Source organism: Algoriphagus sp., from assembly GCF_039969895.1.
Classification (GTDB): domain Bacteria; phylum Bacteroidota; class Bacteroidia; order Cytophagales; family Cyclobacteriaceae; genus Algoriphagus.
Genome location: NZ_JBDVMZ010000015.1, coordinates 1 through 23,101, shown reverse-complemented (window position 1 = coordinate 23,101; position 23,101 = coordinate 1). Strand labels below are relative to the sequence as shown.

Below are 23,101 nucleotides of genomic sequence, written 5' to 3'. Positions count from 1 at the left end.
GTAGAAGCCCACTCTCTATATTTACAGTATAGAGGTGGGTTCTCTCTGCATGCGTTTTAGTTGACATTTGTCAGCAAGGTTCCCTACGTACCTTACAACTTGCAGTTCGAGAGCCTGCCTCTATCTTTTTGGCTTGGTCTCAACTTGGACTATCGTTATAACCCAAGTATCATGGAACAGACCTTGATTTTTTCTGGATTACCAAGCTTACCGGGAGTCATATTCTGGAAGAAAGATCTGTCTACTCTTTTTTACATTGGGTCACATTGCTCATTACCTATTGCCTATTATTCCTTACCAGAGGAGCAGGGTATTATCGCATCAGATCGCCTGTATCCCCTGAAGCCCAAGAATCCGATTTGAGGATTTCTTTTTAAGACCGAGAAAGGGGAGGTGCACATCCCTGAGCAGATCGGTTACCACACACTCACGTCAGCAAGCTTAGAATAGCCGGTAGCGCTGATACATTTCTTATTATTTATTTATTGCTGGTTCGACGGGCTCACCACAAGTGGTTGGCCATGTAGGCTAAGGTGGAAAAACTATGTCTTGTGGGAAGTATCAAGCCTGCCCGCCTCAGGAGGGTAGCAGGTATCAAGTAGCAAGAGGGTAGAGCCAAGAAGCTAGAACCAAAAGCCAAGAGGTTAGAGCCAAGAGCCAAGAGTCAAGAATCAAGAAGCTAGAGATTTCTCTCTCCGCAGGCTCCGTTCGAAATGACTCGGAATTCCAGAAGGAGCACTGACTCACTTCGGTCTTCGGTCTCCCGTCTTCGGTCTTCCAACACCGGACATCGGTCATCCGACACCCAGCATCAAAACATCAAAAGCATGAAAAAACATCTATTCACATGCTTCCTGGCATCGCTATGCCTGATCCGAAGCACACTCACAGCACAAGTTGCTGATTCACCCGGGGCGGATTTTCTTCATAGGTCGCAGCCCCAAGTCTCCACTGAACAAGGAGACACCCATCGGGGCGGGGAGACCCGCTACGATACTTTAGAAGATCCTGTTACCGCAGGTTTCTTTACCCTAAAGGGCGAGATAATGCCAAGCTCGGGTAATTCTACGGAGTTGCGCTATGAGCTGATCCAAAGGGAACTGGATGCCTACTATCAGTTGATGGAGGTTCAGAAGGATAGTGTGTCTCTTCAGCCCGGGGACTTCTATTCAGGCACGGCTGGTAAACAGACCTTTCTGATAAGAATCCCGCTGCAGGAGAAGTTTGCACGGTTTAATCTGGACGATGGCAATATTCCCCTGTTGCAGAATATTTGGGTACAGCCGGGGGATTCTCTGATTGTCCACTGGAACCCAAAAAAAGCACAGCTTCATCTATCAGGGCCTTCGGCTCCACAGGTTCGGCTACAGCGTCAGCTGAAAGATGTAGCCATGGCGGAGAGTGCAGGCCGTAATCCCGTGATGCTGATCTCCGATGCAGAGCTGATGCTTGATACACCGGGAAAGAAAGCTGAATATGAAGAAGTGCTGACCAGTTATGTCCCTGCGTGGAGCCGCAGGATGGAGTGGCTGGAAACAGAAACCCAGCGAATGGAGCGGGCAGAATATTTGTTTTCCGCCGCCGCGTCTCATCCGGTCTTTGCAGAATTGAACCGCTATAAGGATAGACTGACTCCAGATTTATACCACTGGCTAAAAACCTACTGGACAGGGGTATTACATAAGTCTGCCATTCAGTTTGTCAGAACCTGCCGTCCCAGTGGCGAAAACTGGGGGCAACTGGTCATGCAACACGGACTGGATGTACCCGCCGTAATGGGAGACCACCCTGCTGGCTTTGTACCGCAGGAACTGGCTGAATCCCTGTATTTGGAAAATAGCTTGTTGGAATCCCTGCTGCCGATTTCATTTTTCCACCTGAGCGAAGCTCTTCCACCTGCCTTGAGGGAGCAGACAGATGCACTTTACCTTATCCGCGAATACAAGCAATTGCCAGCTGCGGATTCCCTGCTAGCCTCCGCATTGGAAAGCACCCGGACTCCATGGATAGCGGTCCATCTGGATGCGTTGCAGCACTCCAATCTACAGGGAAGACCATTCTCTGACTATGGCTTTACAGACCAGAAAGGCGATACCATCTACCCGCAGGAGTGGAAAGGCAAGCTGGTATTTCTGGACTTCTGGCTGAGCGGCTGCGGTGCCTGCCTGAGTTTTGCCAAAGAAACCTTTTTACCCATTATGGAGGAGTTTGAAGATCATCCCGATGTCCTCTTTGTGACCGTGGCAGGAGACAGTAACCGGGAGCTGTGGGAAAAGAGTGTAGAAAGCGGGAGATACACCACAGAGCAGAGTATCAATCTCTATTCCGGGGGAACGGAGCATCCCACGCTCAGGCAAAACCACATCCGCTCTTTTCCTGCACAGGTACTCCTTGACCGGGAAGGAAGAATCCTGCAGTCGGGAGGTTTCCCCAAATCAAAGGAAAAGTGGAGTGAACTGATCCATCTCTATCTGAGTGGGGAAGCCCAAGCCTCCAACACGGAAGCATCGAATACCATTTCAACATCGCAAACCAAACCACACAGCTATGCAAAATAAAGTTTACCAAAAGATACAGGGGCGTTGGATACTGCTCTTGGTAGTACTCCTGTTACAGGTTAAGACTGGTTTCGCTCAGGATAATGCAGAAGGATTAAGAGGACAGATCCTAGAGGCAGATACCCAAGCCCCCTTGGCAGGGGCACTGGTGCTGATCAAGTCCATCGGCCGTTCTGCGGTTTCTGATAAAGATGGACGGTTTGCTTTTTCCCTTCCCGATGGAGAGTATGAGTTGACGGTCAGCTTTATCGGGTTTCAGACACTTACCCAAGAGGTTAAGCTTCCCATGCAGGATGCCTTAGTACTTTCCCTGCAGACCGATGAACTGGCACTGGGGGAAGTAGAGGTGGTCTCCACAGGATATCAGGAAATCCCCAAGGAGCGGGCGACGGGTTCATTTGTCCATTTGGACAATGAGTTGATAGACCGCAGGGTGAGCAGCAATATTCTGGAGAGGATGGAAGACGTCTCTTCGGGGGTGATTTTCAACCGGAACGTAGGAACCAATGAGCCGATCAGTATCCGTGGAAGGAGCACGCTTTTTGGCAATACCCAACCGCTGATTGTGATAGACAATCTGCCCTATGAAGGCAGTATTGACAACATCAATCCCAACGATGTGGAATCAATCACCGTTCTGAAAGATGCTGCGGCCGCCTCTATCTGGGGAGCCCAGGCGGGAAATGGCGTAATCGTGATCACCACCAAGTCCGGGCAGTACAACAGGCCGATCCAGGTTTCCTTCCAGTCCAATCTGACGGTGCTGGAAAAGCCGGATCTTTTCTATCAGCCGCAGATGGAAATGGGGGACTTTATCGCGCAGGAGCGGAAGCTGTTCGAGTCGGGCTATTACAATTCCAGGATCAATTCTTCGGCCCACTCACCGGTACCTTTTGCTGTAGAGGCGCTGTTGGCAGCAAATGAAGGCAGGATTACCCAGCAGGAAGCAGATGCGCTGCTAAGCCAGTATGCCACACAGGATAGTAGAAGGGATCTGGAGAAATACTACTATCGTCCGGCTGTTCGCCAGCAATATGCTTTTCAGGTGAGTGGGGGAGGAAACTCCTATCTGTTCAATTTTTCAGGTGGCTATGACCACAACCTGAGCAGTCAAGTGGGGGCACAGGATGACAGAATCACCTTGAATGCAGGACAGAACTGGAAGCTGATGCAGGACAAACTCGAAGTTTCTACAGGGCTCTACCTTACCAGATCGGTTAATTTCTCTGATACAGGAGTACCCACACTGGATCCATATGAAATGCTTGCCGATGGGCAGGGAAATGCACTGCCAATTCTGGCAAACCTTAGTTCTCGTTATTTGGATGAAATTGAGGATGATGGCCTGTTGGAGTGGCGTTCTTACCCTCTGGAAGAAATAGGTAAGAATAACAACCGGACGGTGTCTATGGATATCAGGGCAAATGCCGGGCTCAAGTATACCCTTTTTCCCGGGTTGAATGCCCAGGTGCAGTACCAATACTGGCAGAATAATACAGAGACCCGGAATATTGAGACAGAGGAACTCTGGGTCATGAGAAACATGATCAATAGCTTCACGCAGGTTTCCGAAGATGGAAGTCTTTCATACCCTGTTCCAAGAGGAGGGCGCTTTACCAATGTTCACTCCAATTCACAAAGCCACAACCTGAGAGCCAGTCTCAATTATTCCCTTACCCGCAATGCGCATCAAGTGACTGCGCTGGGAGGCTGGGAAATCCGGGATCTGAACAGCCTGTCCGACAGGACAAGCTTCTATGGCTACGATGATGTATTGGGACTTAGTGTTCCGGTGGATTTTATCACCCGGTTTCCGCAATATTATAATCCCGGCAATAGACAGGCTATCTCCTCCGGAGCTTCCCACTCGGGTGTTACAGATCGGTATCTTTCGTATTTCGGAAATGCAGGATATACCTATCAGGGGAAATATCTGGCTACAGTAAGTGCCAGAAAGGACATGTCCAACATATTTGGGGTGGAGACCAATCAGCGGGGAGTTCCGCTCTGGAGTGCGGGTTTGGGCTGGATAATAAGCGAGGAAGGTTTCTACGGTATGGACTGGATGCCTTTTCTCAAAGTCAGAATGAGCTATGGCTACAATGGCAATGTGGATAAATCCCTTAGTGCCTTTACGACCATACAGTACACTACATACCATGACTACATCAGTGGGCTGAGAAATGCCTACGTCACCAATCCCCCCAATCCAAATCTGAGATGGGAGAAGATCAGGATAGTGAATTTAGCAATGGATTTTGAGATGAAGTCGGGACGTGTAGGAGGTACTCTGGAATTTTATTCCAAGCAGGGGGAGGATCTGATAGGAGAAACCCAAGTGCCGGGTTCGAATGGCATCTACCAGTATCGCGGGAATTTTGCAAGTACCTTGACTCGAGGGTTTGACCTGACCTTGAATACAGTCAATATAGATAGAGCATTACGATGGAGTACCCAATGGCTCATGAGTGGCTGGAAAGACAAGGTGATAGCATTTGATGGCAGTAGATCTGTTGCACAGATGTTTACGAGTGGGGCTTCCAGTCTCATACCTGTGGAAGGGAATCCTCTCCATGCCATTTACTCACTTCCTTGGGGAGGTCTGGATCCTGTCAATGGCAATCCCTTGGGCTATCTGGATGGGGAATTATCGGATGACTATTCTGCAATTTTAAGCGCTGTCACGCCAGAGTCCATGACCCTGGAAGGCTCCGCCAGACCTACGCTGTTTGGATCAATCCGAAATACTCTGGACTGGAAAGGCTGGAATCTTTCCTTTAATATCTCCTATCGGATGGGATACTATTACAAGCGGGCCACCGTAAGTTATTCGGCATTGGCCAGAGGGGAAATAACCCACTCTGATTACAGCAAACGCTGGCAGCAGCCCGGTGACGAGCAATCCACCCATGTACCGTCCGAATTGGACAGACTGGATACGCAGCGGCAGAACTTTTATGGAAGAGCGGCGGTGCATGTAGAGAAAGGTGACCATATCCGCTTACAGGATATCAGGGCAGGGCGTACCTGGAGCAAGCGGGATCATCCGACACTTCCGGTTCAAAGTCTTGAAGTGTTCACTTATATAAACAATATAGGATTGCTGTGGAAAGCTACTTCCGATACCCAGGATCCGGATTTTCAGACGCAAAAACCCGTTCGGAGCGCTGCTTTGGGACTGAGGGTCAATTTCTAATTCAAGTAAAACCATTATACAATGAAAAATACGAGCTACATACTTGCTTTAAGCTACATGCTACTGTCCTGCACAGGTTTTCTGGACGAAAAGCCAACAAAAGCCATCGATACACCAGGCTCATTGGAGTCATTGCAGGCCATGTTGGATTATGGCACACTGAATTTTAACAGCGGCATGAACATCATGCTGGCAGACGAGTACTTCTCGGATGATGCAGGTTATCTTTCGTTTAACCCTTGGCATCAACGATTGTACCTATGGAAAGCAGATCCCTTTGAATTGGATGATATGATCTTTGAGTGGAGAGACAGCTACAACCAAATCCAGTTGGCAAACCTGGTTTTGGAGTCATGGGAAAAGAATGAAGAGAGGAATAGTAGCGCTGGAAAACAGATTAGAGGATCAGCCTTGTTCTATAGGGCTGCCGCCTACTATAATTTATACTCCCTCTACTTAGCTGGACCCAATTTGGAATCCAGGGGATTAAATACGCAGATCCCAATAAGAAACAGTACCTCCATTACGCTGAGCCCTGAGTTAGCTGGAACAGAAGAAATAAAAATGCTCATCGACAAAGATCTGGAAGAGGCGGATGGACTACTTGCAGAGGATTCAGAATTCTTGACCCAGCCATCAATGAGGGCGATAAAAGCACTAAAGGCTCGGGTGTATCTGAGCTGGAGAGCCTATGACAAAGCATTGATCGCAGCAAAAGAGGCTATAGGGTTGGGGCTTGAGTTGATGGATTATAAGGACTATGACCCCACTCTTACCTATCCTTTTGAAGAGTTTAATAAAGAGACACTTTGGTATGCCCGTTCGGGTACTAGTTTCAGGTCCCAGTCAGGGTTTCAGGTAGATTCAACCCTATATTCATTTTATGACTCAACTGATTTGCGTAAATCACTTTTCTATACCATCCGTCCTGCCGGGTATGTGAATTTTAGGGGAAGTTATACAGGAGGAATAACACATTTCACCGGATTGGCTGCTAACGAAGTTTATCTTATCTATGCGGAATGCCTCATACGCTTCGGTGAGCTGGATCAGGCTGGACAGGTATTGAATGAGTTGTTGGTTAAGCGTTATGACGCTGATTTTATTCCTGTGGACTTTACGGAAGAAACCCAGGCGTTGGAAACAGTGCTTCTGGAACGGAGAAAAGAACTTCCGTTTCGGGGATTGAGGTGGACGGATCTAAGGAGACTAAATGCGGAGGAGCACTTTCAAGAAACATTAAAAAGAAGCTACGATGGCCAGGAATACCTATTGGAACCGAACTCAGAACAGTATATACTGCCTATTCCCGCAAGGGAATTAAGCTTTTACTGACAATAAAAATTCAGGGCAGGAAGAAACCTCCTGCCCTGAATAAGACAGCTTAGTTTAGGACAAATTCCTTGTTGGCAGTACCAATTGGAGCACTGTCGTTTGGTTCGCTGTAAAGACAGAATTCTGACCCGCTATCACAATCATAGTCGACTGGATTTTGAGGATCGTTTACATGAAGCCAGGTGACATTGTTCTGATTGTCAACTATTCTTGCATACATGGGATCTTCCTCTTTCGGACCTGTAAAAGCAACTGCCGCGAAGGCAGCTACTACAAACGCTAATAGGGGCAACTTGCCCTCGAGCTTTTTCATATAGTATCCTGTTTTTTAACAAATCAAAAACAGGGAAAACGTTTAGGGTTTCCGGATTGAGCTACATGCTGCTACCGGAAGTGGTTAAAATGCCTACTCTGTTAAAGGGTTTTCGGCTTTTTCCCTATTACACCACCCAGTGTACTCTGGAGTCTCCACTTCCAGGTTTGGAGACAGGTGATGCGGTTATTGATTTGATTCTTATTTAGCTATTTTTTGGGGTGGGATAATGCCTTTTCCTGCCCCGTTTTTTTACTGGATTTTTTTTGTTTGCAATACATTATCGAGTTGATTCATTAAATTTGATCTATAGAGGCCGTATGCTTCTATTCTGATTAAAACTTCACGCCCTGAAAGCCTGAGGTAAATTCCTTGGGCTTTTTCATTTGGTTTTGGTGTAAACCATAGATGCCCATTGCGAGCATCAGCAGATTTAACATAAAGTGCTCCGCCCATCCCAGGCTTTCCAGTATCCCTGCGCAGTTGCACGGCACCCTGGGAAAAGCTCCCACCCAGATCAATCCCACATAGGTGGTGAAGACGGTGAGGAGGAGGATACTTGAGAGGTATCCCCACCATCTGCTGACCGAAAAGAGCAGGAGCAGGGTAATCAGCAATTCTACAATAGGCACTGCATAGGCCAATACTTCTGCCACCTCCGCAGGAAAGGTCTGGTTATGGAACGCCTTCCGACTCGCCTCCCAGCGGAGCAGTTTGTCCAGGCCTGTATAGGTCCATAAGAGGGCCAACAGTAAACTGGGTACAGCTATTTTTTCTTGTTTTTCCATTCAGATGTATGTTCAATGGAAAGTTGGGGATTATAAAAATCCGGAATTCACAAGTTGGGTGATAAACATAAAAAGTGTATCAATTATACAATTTCAGGGATATTGGAAAAATAAAGCAGTTGATTCCTTGGTTTTTAGGAGTTGAGATTTTAAACTGGATTACTGTTTTTTTAAGTAAACAAAAGAACTAAGCAAGTTCAACAGTTGGCTCTTCAACTGTAAAGGCAATTTAAGTGTAGGCTCTGGCAAGGAGTTTTGTAATCGGAAGTACAATGTAATCTAAACAGATGTCATCATGAATCGGTATGATTTGGACCCAACGTTTTTAAAGAAACTTTTCGGACTGGAAGGTAAAGTGAGTGATAGTGCTTTTGAAAAAGTAGGAGAATTTCTGGAAATACGGAATGGTAAACGGAAAGCTACCATCCGTCATGCCGGTACTGTGGAAACCGAATCCAGGTTTCTGGTGGAAGGAATGATCGGGATGTACTATATGGGTAACTTATCCAGACTTTACTTTCCGGGTGATGTTTTTATGGATTTTGAATCCTATCAGACACAGATGCCCAGTAAATATCGCTTTAGGTCTTTGGGAGAATCTGTTTATATAAGCCTATCTTATCCCAATGAGGCGCTATTGCTGAAAGAAATACCTGAGTTCACAGATTTTTCAAAATCCCAGATAGCAAAAGTCCGGCACGCTGATGTACAATGGCATGCATTTACCCAGATGAACTACCGGGACAAACTCGGGGTGATTGAAGAGAAGTTCCCCAAGTTCAAGTATAATCTGACCAACAAAGAAAAGGCGAGCCTGCTGGGGGTAAGCTACGCTACAGCAGCACGTATTAAGAAAGAGTCCATTGGTAAAAAACCTGCTGATAAAAGTGGAAAACTTGGAAAATTGCTACACTATCCATTTCCTGCCTATGTCCACACTGATGCAGCTGAAATCGAGGAGCAAACTCTCTCCTGGGCTTTTCACTTCCATTCAATCCTTAGGAACAACGATGAGATCACCTATTACAAAGAACAAAAATTCAGTTACCTGTCCTCCTGCCTGTATCCGGAAATTGATATTGAAAGAGGGGTTTGGATTTCCAAGCTCTACCTGTGGCTGTTTTATCTGGATGATATGACAGATGATTTGCATGTCGGGCAGAAAGCAGGTTTTTGGGATTACCTACTATCTGGGGTTGAAAACATCATGGGGGGTAAATCATTGGGATTGAATCCTGATCGTATTGCAGTTTTCCTTAATGCTTTTAGCGATCTGGTCACAGAATTCGATTCGCTGGTTTCAGGCCATAAAGAACTGAAGCGACTGATATTTTCCGAGGTTCTGAATTATATGCAAAAGAATAAAATTGAAGCGGAATTTAAAGATAAGGAGTCGTTACCTACTTGGGAAGAATACCAGATTATCCGACCGGCTTTTTCAGGAGGGAATCTAGCCTTGGCACTCTGTGCGTTTGAATCGGGTGAGAAATTCACAAATGATTGTTCAGACTGGAGGAAAACAGCCGATCTACGTGGGCTGGCAGCCAAGCTGATCTACCTGTCCAATGACTTGATATCCTACCAAAAGGAAGCTGATCGGGGTGATTTTATGAATGCGGTGGCGTTGCATATGCATCACAAGCGGCTTGATTTCACAATGGCCCAGCAGGAGGTTCTGAATCTGCATGCGGAGACTCTGGAAGAATTTATGGTGCTGGAGAGAAAATGGAGGGAGGAATATAAGCCTGAAAACAGCGGTATACTGAAGTACCTCAAGCAGATAAAATACAAGAGTGCAGGATCAGTCCATTGGTCTCTGTCGATTTCTCCCAGGTATAAAAAGAATTAATTCGTGAATAAATTTTTAAACTATGGATATCCTTAAATTTTCTGACCGGATCATCACCAGATTAAAAAACGAGCTGGGTGTTCTGAAACTGGACGGTGAAAACAAACTCATCCAGTTTGAATCTGCTTTCCATCTGGTGGATAGGGCGATGGATGAAATCAAGCTTTTTATGGACCACTATGAATTTGTGTCTGAAGAAGAGGAAATAGAATTCTTCAAATCCCGAATGACATACCTTCTTAGGGAATCGGTGTATTTCTCCGAACTGTTCAATATGGAATCTATCAAACCTGCCGGACCCGAAAATGAAATCAGAAAATTCTACGAAAGGGAGTTGCTAAGCGTAAAGGAATTCCTGCAAAACAACCAGAACCTGTATAATTACCTATTGATGAAAAAAGAGAATCAGGATCGGGTGTTTTTCTTAAGAAGTGCCCAGGCTCCTGTATATAAACCCAATTTATTCTGGCACACCTTGGACACCAGATACTGTACGGTCTATACAGTCTATTGTGCCAGGATCATGGGGACTCTTTCGCTGGCTGCTTATATCCATGATCAATTGTTGGTTCTAAATGATACTCAAGCTTCGATTGGGGAGGATAAAAATCCATCATTGAATTGGACGGGAAACAAGGCAGACCTGGTGGAATTGGTCTATGCCATAAAAGTGTCCAATGTTGTTGATTACGGAAATGCCAGTGTTGTAGAATTGGTAACCATTATGTCGGAGGTTTTTGGTGTAGAACTGCAGGGGTATTACAGGACTTTCCTTGAAATCAAGTCCCGAAAGAAAAACAGGACAGTATTTCTTGACCGGTGCAAAGAAAGCCTTGAGGCTTATATGGACAGTTTTGAATCAAAAGGATGATAGCTCATTAAAATGAATTAGAATAAAAAATGACGCTGAATGAGTTGAGAGGCATTCAGTGTTTTGGAAATAAACAAGGAGGATATGAAAGCATTTGTAGAAAGGCTTTTTGAGGAGATGGAGTTATCGCTGAAAGAAGTGGTGAAAGAGACTTCAAATGAGATACAAAAAGCGGAGCGATGTTGTCAGGTGATCAATGCGATTTTGATCCGGTTGAAGGGATTTATGGCGCGCTATAAATTTCGTGATAAGGAAGAAGAGATTCTTTTTTTTAAGGAATACAAGCCCCTGCTCTTTAAGGAACTCATTTTCTATTCCGAGCTGACCTACATAGAGGCAAAAAAGCCAATTGGCAAAAAGGAGCAGATCAAAAGCTATTTCCCCCATGTGTTGGATCAGATCCAGGAGTTCTTTGTCAGGAATCACCAGCTCTACATTTATTACCAACTTGGGAAAAGCGATCAGGATGAGAACCTGTTTATGAGGAATTCCATGCCTGTGTCACTGATCCGTGACTATTCCTTTGATTTTGACCCCACCTTTTCCACCGTCAACAGCAGCAAGCTGGCCAAGATCATGGCTTATGAAAATTTGACCGATCATATCCGCAAAATCATCCATAAGCTGGAAATGGGGAGTGATGCCGGAGGGAGTGAAGTTTCCGGGCATGAATGGACCGATTCAAAATCCGGCCTGATCGAATTGGCCTATGCGCTACATTCCAGGGGAGCAGTAAATCATGGGAAAAGTGATGTGAAGGCAATCATCACCTTGATGGAATCCCTGTTCAACGTGCAGGTAGGAAACTTTTACCGCACCTTTCAGAGTATGCGGGGCAGAAAGAAGAACAGGACCATTTACCTCGATAGCCTTAAAGAAAGTCTAGTGAAGCGCATGGACGATACGGATATAGGATTTTAAAAGGATAAGCTATGTTTTGGCAAGATGCATTTATAGTAGCGGTAGGTATTTGTCTTTTGGCAGGAGGCTTTGCGCTGCGGGTATGGGTGAATCGTAGGAGGTTTTATCGGAGAGGACCTGGAGGCTTGCAGCATTTCTCCAGGTATAGCAAAGCAGTCTTGATATCGACTTTTGAAGGATTCCTAATGCTTGTGAGTATTCCAATGATGATTCTGGGGATGTTGATTTTAATTTTTTGGTATGTGTTGGTCAAGGATATTGGTAAAGGGAAGAATGACAGGGATAAACAGACTGAAAGAATTGAGTCAGAACCCACAGCCCACTTCCTTGTTCCTGCGGAACAGGGCTTTGGCAGAAAGAAAATCTGCCCCATCCCAAAAAATTCACTCCCTTGCGTCCATGAGTTCTTTGGGATAAGGCAGATTTGATCACAAGAATTCTATTTAGGCTGTCTGAATTTTTTAGAGCTTTAACCTAGAATAAATTGACTCTGCTATCAAAAAAAAACCGCTGTTTTAATTTCTGACAGATGATGATATTGGTTCAACGAATACCACGTTTTTTTCTGGTACTCTGTTTCTTTTTGATAGTAGCATTTCCGTCCGGTTTCATAGTCCTCTTCTGAAGGGCTGAATTATTAGTGTTTTCATCAGATGCGAGAGATACTGTCTCATTTTTTTCACAAATGCCTTTGATGAGCTCATCTGTAAAAACATCGTCCCGGCCGAAGGAGGTTAAAGGATTTGCATCAGGGTCTGTTCTTTCCTCCCAATTTGGCTTTTCTGTTTTTTTCCGTTCCATGAGTTGATTGGTTTCGTCGCTAATATCACCCGTGATTTTTTAAACCCTTGAGTTTGGAACTTAGTATAGTCAATCCGGCTTTTTCCAGACTATCTGAGATAATGGTTTTCAGTTCTTCTTCTGACTCTTTGGAAATCCGGATTGCAGGATTTCCTGATTCTGGATTTTGTTCCATACCTCTTGTAATTACTTCTGTTAAAAGTAGAACGGTTTTGCGGGGAATTTTAAGATCAATCTTTACCGTGTCGTGCATTCCGGGTACGGCAAGGAGTGTATCGTAGATTGTTTCAAGTGATGCATTAGCCATAGCTTCATTGATTTTAGAGTTAGAATAATTTCATGGCTAAAGCTACTCTGATCCAATGATTTGAGCCTATTTAGAAATTGATCAGGATAGGTAAATGATCCCTTCACGTTTTATACTTGTATCACCTACCGACTGGGATTATGTAATGGATCAGCGATTTTTCCAAAGCTTAATAAAAGACCAATAATCAATGATTTGGGCAGCTTAAGAATATTTTTTCAGAAAAAAAATAAAAGAATAGTAGATTTAAATTTTCTTTTTAATTTCCATCATATTATTTAAAACCCTCAAACAAATTTTTATGAAATCACTTAGAAATTACTCTTTTATTTTGACGTTTCTCCTAATTAGTGCTTGCACGATTGAGGACTCTCCGTCGCTCCTAACCACGGAAGAAGAAATAACAGGACAAGGAGATCCCGAAAGTCTAATGGTCTTAGGAGAAAAAAAAGAAAACCCATTTACAATTGAGAATGTGAGGTCCGCACTGGACTTCCTAGAAAACAAGTATCAAAAAGAAAACCGCCGAATTAATTGTTCAAACTGTTCAACAAGTTTGACCCCAACGCACCGTTATGTGAAATTCAGGCCTCAAAATTACGATCAGCTTACGGCACTAGACCTTACAAACTATGATCTGTGGGATTACCCTCTAGATGTGGACGTACAATATGTAGGTGATTACTATCATGACTCTGGAGTTGGCCAAGATGGAATCACCCCTTTTTACACATTGGTGCCCTACCAATATCCAATAACTGTTAATGTTCCATATGATGTAATTTCTGATATTTATTTATACAATGAAGATGATGGGGATATTCAAGATGCTGACCCATGGGATCCAACATATCCTGGTTGTGTAGATCCAACAGATATTGAAGCCGATTGTCCCGCGGCCAAGAAAACATTGATTAATAATACATTGGAAGCAACAAAAAATCTAGACGAGATGGGAATTGATCGATTAGACCTTTATAATGTAATGATGGAACTGTCTGGAAATAAGGATGAAATTCTCGATCCTACCGAAGAGAAAGCAAGAATATATTCAACCAATACAGTTGCTGGCACAATTAAAGTCAAAGATAATTCAATTAATGTGGATGTACCGTTGAAGGGTGTTTTAATCAAAACAAGAAGATGGTTTAAACTTCGGAGAGCATTAACAAGCTTTAACGGGCAATACTCGATTTCCGTCAACTATCGAAAAAAAGCAATAGTATCAGTTCATTTTACAGATGGCTCAAAAAAGATTAGAGGCATTAATAATGTATGGAAATTCTGGCAGTTTGCAATTCCTGTAAAGAAAACTATAGGCGAATTTAGTACTTCTCAATTGCAAAACGTATCATACACATTTCCTTACAATTCCAATCCAAATAGTAATGCAGCTACTCAATGGGTAGCAGGCCATACATGGAATACAACTAGAGACGCTGTATACAAAAACGGACAGTTGGGAATTAATTATTCCGCAGATGCGCTTAATATATGGGTGTCATCTAGAATTACACAAAACGCATCAGCTCCTATGCTACGTACTTTATTCACTACTTCCATTATCTCAAGTGGATTAGATTTTTACCTCGCCGGCGTATCAGGTCCAATTGGAGTGGTAGCCAAACAAATTTTGCAAAATCTACTACCTGACATTACATTACGATACGGTAATAGCAGTGGCACAACACAATCCACATCGCAAATAGTAGAAACCATCTATCATGAAATGGGGCATGCTACGCATAATACTTTAGTAGGGAATTCTTACTGGACAGATTACATATACTATATAGTAACTAATGGAGGGTATGGAAATAAAAACACTAGCGGTAGCGGACGAATAGCTGTAGCAGAAGCCTGGGGTGCTTATATAGGCGGGCTTTATGGAAGTATGTATTATGGTAGTTTTTCGGGTGGAGCGGCCTTATCACTATCTAATTCGATGGTGTTAAATCTTGAAAACCAAAAACCTTCCAATACATCTATTTCAAACTATTGGATTCCAAGAGGGCTATATTATGATCTCACTGATACAAGCGAACCATCAAGCACTGCGATTGTAGATAACGTAAATGCATATACCCCAGCAATGATCTTCCAAAGCCTAAGTAGTAATGTGCTCACTGTAGGACAATTCAAAACAGATCTTTTGGCAAGACAGAATAATCTACAATCTACTCAAGTAACCCAATTGGTACAAGGCTATGGCTACTAACAAGAATAAAATAAGGGCTGGGCTAATTACCCAGCTCCTTTTTCCATTAATTTTAGCTTCATTTTCCTGCACTCATAATGAAACCTTGTATCTAAGTAAGGAATTTAGTTTGCCTATTGAAATAACTCCTACTAAAGAAGATTATAAAGTTGGAGACACGCTCAAAATTGATATTCTTTTCCCAAAAATAATCTTTGACCGCGGGAATAATGTTCAGTATCTTTTTGAGAATTATGATTTTGACGCTTTTTTAGGAATCAGAGAACTAAAAGACAAATCAAAAACACTTGTAGATCAACCAGGTGCAAATGATAAATTTAAAATAATTAATAAAATAGGTGAAATCAGCCCATTCAGTCAATCGGGAAATAAAATATTTCTATCTTTCAATGGAACAGAATATAAACTTTCAAGTAATATTATTCTTTTGGAACCTGGAATATATAATTTTATATTTAGTACAGGACTTAGTTTAAGTAACGCAGAACTCATAAATCCACCTTCCGGCTATGAAAAAATCATAGCTGGTGTTGGCCCGACTTATTTTATAGTAAATCGTGGAATTGATATCAATATAAATTTACTTACTAATAACACAACTACAACATTTGATTTACCAGATAGTATAGATTGGGCTAAACCAGTCTTCTCATTTCAAGTAATTGAATAAATTTGAAGAGGATTTATTTTTTTAAAGCCTTAGGGGCCGTGGTGGGGCTTGGATGAGAATACCTACTCCCTTTATTATCTATTTATGATACATATAGAAATCCAGAGCTGTTTAATTAAACAGGTTCTTGAGCGGTAGCTATTTTAATTGAAAGGCTGATTAGAAGGATATGATTTTTTACCCCTGAATTCCTCACCAAGTTAGTCCTCTGGGCTCTGGGCGACCGTAAGCTTTCGGCATAAAGCCGCTTGCTGCGCTGTGCTTTTTATTCCTTTGCCTTTCGGTCTTTGTCGCCCAAGGCCTGATGAAGCTTCATATCTCTTGTAATAACTTCTGTTAAAAGTAGAACGGTTTTGCGGGGAATTTTCAGATCAATCTTTACCGTGTCGTGCATTCCGGGTACGGCAAGGAGTGTATCGTAGATTGTTTCAAGTGATGCATTAGCCATAGCTTCATTGATTTTAGATTTAGAATAATTTCATGGCTAAAACTACTCTGATCCAATGATTTGAGCCTATTTAGAAATTGATCAGGATAGGTAAATGATTCCATCACTTTTTATACTTGTATCACCCGATGGGAAGAATTGTAATGCCAAAGATGATTTTCTCAATGTATCAGAATCATTCTAAAAGCTATCTGGATTTCCTGTGACCTCCGAAATCGGCAAGATGTACGGTTGTATCACAACCGGATCTTGAAACCCCTTACTCCGGAGTCGTGGGGTTTGAGTTTGAAAAGCTGTTGAACTGTGAAAATGAACTGCGATGAAGGAAGAAAACAAGAGAGACAAATGGCTGCATATCCGATTGACTGACCGGGAATTGCTGAAGTTAAAAGCAAATTGTGAAGAGACAGTGCATGATAATCTGAGTGAATATTCCAGAAGGATATTGCTAAAAAAGCTGGTGATTGGCAGGTATCGGGATACCGGTATGCAGGAACTTTTAAAGGAGTTGACTGCACTGAAACGTGATCTCCATGGCCTTGCCACCAATTACAACCAGTTGGCAAAAAAGATGAATACGGCGACTGAAAATGAAAAAGATTCTAACCGTTTCCAGCTTGAGAAATTGGAGCAAAATATCCAAGTAGCATTGAAGGAAGTGAACAGATTTATTGATCAAACCGCAGAGAAATGGTTGCAATCATAAAGACCAGTACTTCCCTAAGACGGCCATTTCACTACAATGAAAATAAGGTGAATGAGAGCGTGGCTGAATTAATTTTAGCCCAGAATTATCCCATGAAAAATGCGGAACAGGCTACTGATTTACGGTTGAAATACTTGCTCAAATTGGCAAGTCTTAACTCCAGAACGTCAGTAAATGCAGTTCATATCTCATTGAATTTTGCACCCGGAGAGGACTTTGAAAAAGAGAAATTACAAAAGATAGTCAATGAATATATGCGTGGGATCGGCTTTGAAAACCAGCCTTACCTGGTCTATAAACATACCGATGCAGGGCACCCGCACCTGCATATTGTGACGACGAATATTGAGCTTGACGGAAGGCGGATTCCTTTACATAATATTGGCAAACTCAGGTCCGAACCGACCCGAAAAGCCATCGAGAAACAGTTTGGGTTGGTACCTGCCGAGTCCCAAAAACAGGGACTTTTTATCGCCAAACCAGTTGCCATTTCCAGACTGGATTATGGTAAATCAGAAACCAAACGGGCTATAGGAAATGTGCTTCAGCATGTGCTCAAAAACTACAAATTCACTTCCCTGCCTGAGCTGAACGCTGTACTTAACCAATACCGGATAGTGGCCGATAGGGGAAGAGAAGAGTCACGGGTTTTCAAAAACAGGGGATTGGTTTATCGGGTGTTGGATGATCAGGGAAACAAGGTCGGGGTGCCGATCAAAGCAAGTAGCTTTTATTTTAAAGCAACGCTGAATTCCATAGAATCTCGCTTTCAAACGAATGAATTGGAGCGTAAAAAACAACTTAAAACCATCCGTTCTGCCATTGATTTAACGCTGATGAAGATGCCTGGAAGGAGTCTTGATGAGGTGATAAAAAGTCTGGAAAAGCAGGGGATAGTCACCATAAAAAGAGAGAACCAAGAGGGGAGGCTGTATGGGATCACTTTTGTCGATCACCGGACCAAGTGTGTATTCAATGGGAGTGCATTGGGTAAAAACTATAGCGCCAAAGGATTGATGGATAGGATAGGTACTCAATCAGAAAAGTGTGGGGTTAGACCGGGATCACTGACAATGACGCGCAGTCAATTGGAGGATAAGCAAGTGAGTCAGACATCAATAATAATGAAGGAGATTGGACAAACAAAACAAGCATTAAATGCTTCAAGGGGGCTGTTGGAAACAGTGGTGTCACCGGATGAAACCTATAGCTATCTGCCTTTTGAGTGGCGGAAAAAGAGACGGAAGAAGAAGAAAAAAGTAACAAAATAAGGACTTAAATCACGGGAAGATGGGCATGCAGACAGGCGAAAACGAACAGGGGTTACGCAAGATTTTGGATATGACCCGGTTGATGGGGATCGGGGTTTTGGGGCTGCATTTTTATTTTTTCTGCTATGCTACCTTCAATGATTGGGGTCTTAAATCTGAACTGACAGATAGTGTGCTGAAGAATATTTCAAATACAGGTCTATTTCTGGGTTTTCATACTTCGAAGTTGATCGCATTGGCGATGCTGGGGATTTCCCTGCTGGGAATTAAGGGAAGAAAGAGTGAGGAAATGAGCACTAAAACTGCTTTCTTATATGGCGGATTAGGGCTAGGGTTTTACTTTGCGAGCTATTTTGTACTTCAGTTTAATGTTCGGTTGGAATGGATTTCAATTGCCTATATAACGGTAACTTCGTTAGGTTTTTTGCTTATCCTTTCAGGAGGAACAAAGCTGTCCAGAATTATCCATGCCAAGCTGAGCAGCGACGTGTTCAACTCAGAAAATGAGACTTTTCCGCAGGAAGAACGGCTGATTGAGAATGAGTTTTCGGTAAACCTGCCGGCGAAATATAACCTTAAAGGAAAGAACAGAGACAGCTGGATCAATATCATCAATCCTTTTCGGGGCCTGATGGTATTGGGGACACCGGGGTCGGGGAAGAGCTATTTTGTTATCCGCCATGTGATTACCCAGCATATCAAAAAAGGCTTTTCCATGTTTGTGTATGACTTCAAATTCGATGATCTGTCATCCATTGTTTACAATACCTGGTTAAAAAATAAGGCTGTTTATAAAGTTGTTCCCGAGTTCTATGTGATCAATTTTGATGACCTCACCCGAAGTCACCGCTGCAATCCTTTGGCACCGGAAACCATGTTGGATATTACCGATGCAGCAGAGTCGGCACGGACTATATTGATGGGGTTGAACAGGGAATGGATCAAAAAGCAGGGAGACTTTTTTGTGGAATCGCCGATCAATTTCCTCACTGCCATCATCTGGTTTCTGCGAAAATACAACGATGGTGAGTTTTGTACGCTACCCCATGTCATTGAATTGATGCAGGCTGATTACGATGAGATGTTCACGGTATTGCGAACTGAAAAGGATATTGATGTGCTGATCAATCCCTTTGTGAATGCTTATCTGAATGATGTAATGGAGCAGCTGGAAGGCCAGATTGCCTCTGCCAAAATATCGATGGCAAGGCTATCTTCAGCACAGTTGTATTATGTGCTTTCCGGCAATGATTTTACACTGGATATCAATAATCCTGAAGAACCAAAGCTGGTTTGCATGGGGAACAATCCTCAGAAAATCCAGATTTATGGAGCAGTACTTTCTCTGTATGTGAATCGGCTGGTGAAGCTGGTAAACCAGAAAGGAAAGCTGAAAAGCAGCCTGATATTCGATGAGTTTCCGACCATTTATTTGAATGGGATGGACAGTTTGATTGCTACCGCTAGGAGTAATAAAGTGGCAACCACTTTGGGTATTCAGGATCTCAGCCAGCTGCGGAAAGACTATGGGCGGGAGCTAGCCGATGTAATAATGGGAATAGTTGGGAACATTGTTTCCGGACAGGTAAACGGGGACTCAGCAAAGCAATTATCGGATAGGATTGGGAAGATCATGCAGGACAGACAGAGTCTTTCCATCAACAGTGCTGACACCTCGATCAGCAAATCAAAACAGCTAGAATCAGCCGTACCTCCATCCAAGATATCCTCACTTTCATCAGGTGAATTTGTCGGGATGGTAGCCGATAACCCTGACTGTAAAATAACTCTGAAAGCATTTCATTCGGAAATTATCAATGAACATAATGCCCTGAAAAAGGAGCAGGAAAACTATGTGCCTATTCCTGAAATCCGAAAGCTGGACAATAGTATCATGCAGCGAAACTACCTACAGATCAAGCAGGATATCAGGGATATTATCCTTTCTGAAATGGATAGATTGGTGAACGATCCGGGGCAAAAGCATTTGGTGGTTAGGAAAGGAGATTAAATTGTAGTTAAACTAATTTGTTTATTTGTATAGCTTTCGGAATTTTTCGTGATGTAAATCAATACTGTAAATAGATCTTAAATGATTTAATTTATGAGGCCTATCTAATTATATAACCAGTATAATACAAAACAGAAGAGGAACATAATTAAGCGATTATGGTACCTGAGTCCAAGGACACTATGTGGCGATTTCTACCATATCTGTGGCATTAATACTCCCATGTTCTATTGAATTCCGCCTGGTATATTTCCTGCACGTAACGGGCTAAGAAATTTTTCCAAGGATAAGATAAGCCTAATACCTTTTTAGGGGACATAATTTATCGTTTCGATATTTTTTTTAGCAAAAACAGGTACTTTTTCACGGGATATGCTATAATTCTATGTTATCTTTTATTTAATAAGAAAACTGATTAGTGAGCAGTAAATGGATCATGGTTCCCCAATAGAATCAGCAAGGGAATGATGGACTCCGGGCTAATTCCATTCTACCTTTTCTCCTTACGAAACTGAACATCAATCGGTAGTGAGGTACATTGATTATGGACTGGTTTGACGATACTCTAAAACCAAAAACATCTTTAAACAGAGGGGGATGTCCAAAACCTTTATATATGAACAATAACCAATTAATTATTCTCGATAGTGCTTATGACATTTTTGTATTGTTGGTGCTTTATTGAAAAACAATTGGGGAAAACTGCTTCAAAACCTATCGTTCATAGTTCAGCATTATGTTTTGTGTCTACCCCTAGCAAGAATAAAGTAGTGGGTACTTCCTTCTTCGGAACCTTTTATAAAATTTAAATCTAAGTGAATAAAACAGCGGTTCATCTCGCTATAAATATCATCCCACAATCATGGAAGAATTGAATCTCCACATCAAGAATATGGTTTGTCCACGATGCATAAAAGTGGTAAGGGACGAACTTACGGTTTTGGGTGCAGAAGTTCTGCAGGTCGAAATGGGACAGGCCCGCATTAGGTGCTTTCCTTCTGAAATTCAAATTAGCAGCATATCAGAAATTTTGGAAAAGCAGGGTTTTGAACTTCTAGAAGATGAAAATGATATGCTTCTCGAAAAGATCAGAATCAATTTAATATCCTATTTGATCCATATAGAGAACAATAAAGAATATGAATCGCTTTCATTGTACATGAGTACAAAAACGGGTAAAAACTACTGCTCAATAAGCAGACATTTTTCAAAATACACGAACAAAACCATAGAAAAATACTTAATCCATCTGAAGATTGAGCGGGTAAAGGAACTGCTCGAGTATAATGAACTTACTTTAAGCCAGATTGCCTTAAAGCTAAGATATAATAATGTTCATTATTTATCCTTCCAGTTTAAAAAAGTGACGGGACAATCAGTGACAGAATATAAAAAAGGTAATATGAAAAGAAGGTCTTGGGATAAATTATAGATGCGACTGATGCATTAGGCTGATCTTTTTGCCTGCCTTTTCCGATCTCAAAAAAAACTCATTGGATCAATATTATATAATTTAAAATCAATATTTCATACCACTCTTCCTCCTTAGGAGTCGTTTAATAAACCATAGTCTGAAATCGGCTATCATAAAATATTCACAACCATAAAAATTAATTTACCATGGCTCACAACAAAGAATTGATTCAAAAATTAGCGGAATGTGCAGCTGCATGCGAAATGTGTGCGGATGCCTGTCTGGACGAACAGGACATAAAAATGATGGTACAATGTATCCGGCTTGACAGGGATTGCGCCAAGATCTGTTACACAACTGCTAGTTTTGTTGCCTCCCATTCCCAACATGCCGAACACCTGATAAGGGAGTGTCAAGAGATCTGTAGGGCATGTGCCGAAGAATGTGCCAAGCACGACACAGACCATTGCCAACAATGTGCCCAAGCCTGTCGCGAATGTGCTGAGGCATGCGGAAGTTTTTCAGGAGTTCAAGGCTAACAGACTTTAAAACGAATGCTTCAAAGACAACCGGCCACGGATTAAAACTATTCATCTGGTGTCGGTTGTTTTGTTACAAGACCTAATGAAAAACCAGAAACTCTATTAAACACCAATACTTTTATACATAGTGGTCATGCTTTGTTTTCAGGATTTTCAAAGCATGGACAACACATAATAAATACCGATACACAAAGATGGCACATTGGAGGGCTTTTGATTATGGCCTTAAAGATGAATGCAATATCAAATCATCACTTTTTATATCCTATTAAAGCACACCGTAGTATCCGTCAATTACGATAGCAAATTTGGCTTTGGGGGCGGCATTATAATGGTGTTTTAAATCTTAAAAAAAAGACTCAAATATTGGGTTGTGTATTTATTCGATTGTATTAGTGACTTCCCCACAGCTAAGCATGGAAGAGCCGAAATATGGGTTGACTACTTTATTCTGGAGACTTAACCAATCTGCGCCCCTATTACTATCTGCCATAGGACAATGTTGAACATAAATTTTGGAAGGGTAGGGATGGAATTTCTCTGCCATCGCTACCATTTCATCAGAAATATTAAGGAAGGATTTTCTCACCTCTTCAAGTGATTTTTGCTCAACAAACTTATCAAGATGGGTTTTAAGGTTGTCTTCATATTTCATCCAACTCATATGGGATTCACCTTTGAATTTGCTCATGTCCACTTTTGAAATGATCGATTGCATTTTCTTTGCAGAGGTCAAAGAGACTGTTAACTCATCTTTGGTCAAGGCATCTTTTAACTCAAAATAGCTATCAAAAAGAGGCTTCAACTCATTTTTAGCATCTTGAGATATAAGTTCGGGACTTGCAGTAGCTGAGGTATTTGAAACAGGCATTGCCATACCGC

20 protein-coding genes are annotated in these 23,101 nt (G+C 42.5%); 14 read left to right on the top strand and 6 right to left on the bottom strand.

From position 1 onward, the window contains the following. Positions 1-827: 827 nt before the first annotated feature. Genes ABJH64_RS13745 through ABJH64_RS13735 form a run of 3 tightly spaced genes read left to right on the top strand, consistent with a single transcriptional unit; the run spans position 828 to position 7,089 of the window. Complete coding sequence (locus tag ABJH64_RS13745) at positions 828-2,558, top strand: TlpA disulfide reductase family protein (RefSeq protein WP_348298959.1); 1,731 nt, start codon at positions 828-830, stop codon at positions 2,556-2,558. Continuing rightward, the gene (locus tag ABJH64_RS13740) at positions 2,548-5,754 is read left to right on the top strand and encodes a SusC/RagA family TonB-linked outer membrane protein (protein ID WP_348298957.1); all 3,207 of its coding nucleotides are present in this window, start codon (positions 2,548-2,550) and stop codon (positions 5,752-5,754) included. The genes ABJH64_RS13745 and ABJH64_RS13740 overlap by 11 nt, the downstream gene beginning before the upstream one ends. A 21-nt stretch (positions 5,755-5,775) precedes the next feature. Beyond that, the gene (locus ABJH64_RS13735; RefSeq protein ID WP_348276188.1) at positions 5,776-7,089 is read left to right on the top strand and encodes a RagB/SusD family nutrient uptake outer membrane protein; all 1,314 of its coding nucleotides are present in this window, start codon (positions 5,776-5,778) and stop codon (positions 7,087-7,089) included. Between the two features lie 49 nt (positions 7,090-7,138). Here ABJH64_RS13735 and ABJH64_RS13730 read toward each other — a convergent pair whose 3' ends face one another. After that, the gene (locus tag ABJH64_RS13730) at positions 7,139-7,402 is read right to left on the bottom strand and encodes a DUF6520 family protein (protein WP_348276189.1); all 264 of its coding nucleotides are present in this window, start codon (positions 7,400-7,402) and stop codon (positions 7,139-7,141) included. Positions 7,403-7,737: 335 nt separating this feature from the next. Then, positions 7,738-8,190: a MauE/DoxX family redox-associated membrane protein gene (locus tag ABJH64_RS13725; RefSeq protein WP_348276190.1), complete on the bottom strand. Its 453-nt coding sequence runs from the start codon at positions 8,188-8,190 to the stop codon at positions 7,738-7,740. 295 nt (positions 8,191-8,485) lie between these two features. Between ABJH64_RS13725 and ABJH64_RS13720 the strand changes: the two genes are divergently transcribed. The 4 genes from ABJH64_RS13720 to ABJH64_RS13705 all read left to right on the top strand — a co-directional run bounded on the left by ABJH64_RS13720 (position 8,486) and on the right by ABJH64_RS13705 (position 12,259). Next, positions 8,486-10,039: a terpene synthase family protein gene (locus ABJH64_RS13720; RefSeq protein WP_348276191.1), complete on the top strand. Its 1,554-nt coding sequence runs from the start codon at positions 8,486-8,488 to the stop codon at positions 10,037-10,039. 22 nt (positions 10,040-10,061) lie between these two features. Further along, positions 10,062-10,910 (top strand): RteC domain-containing protein, encoded by an 849-nt coding sequence (locus ABJH64_RS13715; RefSeq protein ID WP_348276192.1) that lies wholly within the window; start codon positions 10,062-10,064, stop codon positions 10,908-10,910. 84 nt (positions 10,911-10,994) lie between these two features. Then, entirely contained in the window at positions 10,995-11,831 is an 837-nt protein-coding gene (locus ABJH64_RS13710) for an RteC domain-containing protein (protein ID WP_348298955.1), read from the top strand. An 11-nt stretch (positions 11,832-11,842) separates the two neighbouring features. Then, complete coding sequence (locus tag ABJH64_RS13705) at positions 11,843-12,259, top strand: hypothetical protein (protein ID WP_348276194.1); 417 nt, start codon at positions 11,843-11,845, stop codon at positions 12,257-12,259. Between the two features lie 115 nt (positions 12,260-12,374). Here the strand turns inward: ABJH64_RS13705 and ABJH64_RS13700 are convergent, their stop codons facing one another. After that, on the bottom strand, positions 12,375-12,632 hold the full coding sequence (locus ABJH64_RS13700) for a hypothetical protein (RefSeq protein WP_348276195.1): 258 nt from the start codon (positions 12,630-12,632) through the stop codon (positions 12,375-12,377). 25 nt (positions 12,633-12,657) lie between these two features. Then, positions 12,658-12,939: a hypothetical protein gene (locus ABJH64_RS13695; RefSeq protein WP_348276196.1), complete on the bottom strand. Its 282-nt coding sequence runs from the start codon at positions 12,937-12,939 to the stop codon at positions 12,658-12,660. Between the two features lie 301 nt (positions 12,940-13,240). On the opposite strand from ABJH64_RS13695, the gene ABJH64_RS13690 reads away from it, so the two are divergent. Together ABJH64_RS13690 and ABJH64_RS13685 are read left to right on the top strand one after the other, a co-directional pair. Then, the gene (locus ABJH64_RS13690; protein WP_348276197.1) at positions 13,241-15,157 is read left to right on the top strand and encodes a hypothetical protein; all 1,917 of its coding nucleotides are present in this window, start codon (positions 13,241-13,243) and stop codon (positions 15,155-15,157) included. Beyond that, entirely contained in the window at positions 15,147-15,827 is a 681-nt protein-coding gene (locus tag ABJH64_RS13685; protein ID WP_348276198.1) for a hypothetical protein, read from the top strand. The genes ABJH64_RS13690 and ABJH64_RS13685 overlap by 11 nt, the downstream gene beginning before the upstream one ends. A 265-nt stretch (positions 15,828-16,092) precedes the next feature. Here ABJH64_RS13685 and ABJH64_RS13680 read toward each other — a convergent pair whose 3' ends face one another. Continuing rightward, positions 16,093-16,275 (bottom strand): hypothetical protein, encoded by a 183-nt coding sequence (locus ABJH64_RS13680; protein WP_348276199.1) that lies wholly within the window; start codon positions 16,273-16,275, stop codon positions 16,093-16,095. A gap of 319 nt (positions 16,276-16,594) precedes the next feature. On the opposite strand from ABJH64_RS13680, the gene ABJH64_RS13675 reads away from it, so the two are divergent. The 5 genes from ABJH64_RS13675 (at position 16,595) to ABJH64_RS13655 (ending at position 22,216) form a co-directional block, all read left to right on the top strand. Continuing rightward, on the top strand, positions 16,595-16,981 hold the full coding sequence (locus ABJH64_RS13675) for a hypothetical protein (RefSeq protein ID WP_233758004.1): 387 nt from the start codon (positions 16,595-16,597) through the stop codon (positions 16,979-16,981). Next, the gene (locus ABJH64_RS13670) at positions 16,966-18,252 is read left to right on the top strand and encodes a relaxase/mobilization nuclease domain-containing protein (RefSeq protein WP_348276200.1); all 1,287 of its coding nucleotides are present in this window, start codon (positions 16,966-16,968) and stop codon (positions 18,250-18,252) included. Before ABJH64_RS13675 ends, ABJH64_RS13670 begins: the two co-directional genes overlap by 16 nt. A gap of 19 nt (positions 18,253-18,271) precedes the next feature. Next, the gene (gene mobC / locus ABJH64_RS13665; protein WP_348299538.1) at positions 18,272-20,263 is read left to right on the top strand and encodes a conjugal transfer protein MobC; all 1,992 of its coding nucleotides are present in this window, start codon (positions 18,272-18,274) and stop codon (positions 20,261-20,263) included. An 862-nt stretch (positions 20,264-21,125) separates the two neighbouring features. Then, positions 21,126-21,695 (top strand): AraC family transcriptional regulator, encoded by a 570-nt coding sequence (locus ABJH64_RS13660; RefSeq protein WP_348276924.1) that lies wholly within the window; start codon positions 21,126-21,128, stop codon positions 21,693-21,695. Between the two features lie 188 nt (positions 21,696-21,883). Next, positions 21,884-22,216, top strand: a complete 333-nt coding sequence (locus ABJH64_RS13655) for a four-helix bundle copper-binding protein (protein ID WP_348276923.1) — start codon at positions 21,884-21,886, stop codon at positions 22,214-22,216. Positions 22,217-22,598: 382 nt separating this feature from the next. On the opposite strand, the gene ABJH64_RS13650 is transcribed toward ABJH64_RS13655, so the two are convergent. Continuing rightward, positions 22,599-23,101 (bottom strand): DUF3347 domain-containing protein (locus ABJH64_RS13650; RefSeq protein ID WP_348358199.1); only part of this gene is annotated, 503 nt, incomplete at its 5' end.